Annotated in this window: 1 protein-coding gene; it reads right to left on the bottom strand. The window is 42.6% G+C overall.

Going from position 1 to position 745, the window contains the following annotated elements:
* A partial coding sequence (locus LZT21_RS11845; RefSeq protein WP_233991011.1) for an adenylate/guanylate cyclase domain-containing protein occupies positions 1-745 on the bottom strand: 745 nt, incomplete at both ends.

The following is a 745-nucleotide window of genomic DNA, read 5'->3' as shown; positions in this document are numbered from 1 at the left end:
GCTAGGCCGTCATTAAACCTAAGCACCAAATCCTCATAGATGACTAGTGCCTCAACATATAAGCCATTCATATAGAGATCAAATGCTTTCTTGGTAAAGATGCAAAGCTCTTTTTCAATCTCTGTTGGGGCGGTTTCAGCATCGCCATCCTGAATCCCCATTAATTCATAAATAATTAACTCGCCCTTACGGCCTTTGACGGTAATTTGGTCAATTGGCCTAACCCATAATCTTTCACCGGCCTCCTTAAAGAGGGAGTGGCTAATACATATGTCAGTATTAAATTCTTTATTGATACCCTCTAGGCGTGCTGCTATATTGACTCCATCGCCCATGACGGTATAGCTTAAGCGCTCAGCTGAGCCAATATTACCCACCAAAACCGCATCAGAATGAATACCAATGCGCACGACTAAGGGGGGGTTTTCTTCTGCGACTAGTTTTTCATTTAAGAAAACCATGCGTCTTTTGGTCTTAAAAGCAGCTACGCAGGCATGGTAGGCGTGATTTTGATCCAATAAAGGGGCGCCCCAAAAGGCCATGACTGAATCGCCAATAAATTTATCAATTGTTCCGCCCTCTTCCTTAATGGCATACGTCATTAACTCTAAATACGAGGAAACTCGTAATAGTAGCTCTCTGGAAGGTGTGATTTCAGATAGCGTGGAGAAGTCTTTTAAATCTGAGAATAAAACAGTGAGATAACGACTCTCACCACCTAGCTCAATAGCTTTGCCTGAACTTA

It is taken from the genome of Polynucleobacter sp. IMCC 30228, from assembly GCF_021395205.1.
Classification (GTDB): Bacteria; Pseudomonadota; Gammaproteobacteria; order Burkholderiales; family Burkholderiaceae; genus Polynucleobacter.
The sequence above is the reverse complement of the archived record's forward strand: the minus strand, read 5'-3'. Positions and strand labels throughout refer to the sequence as shown.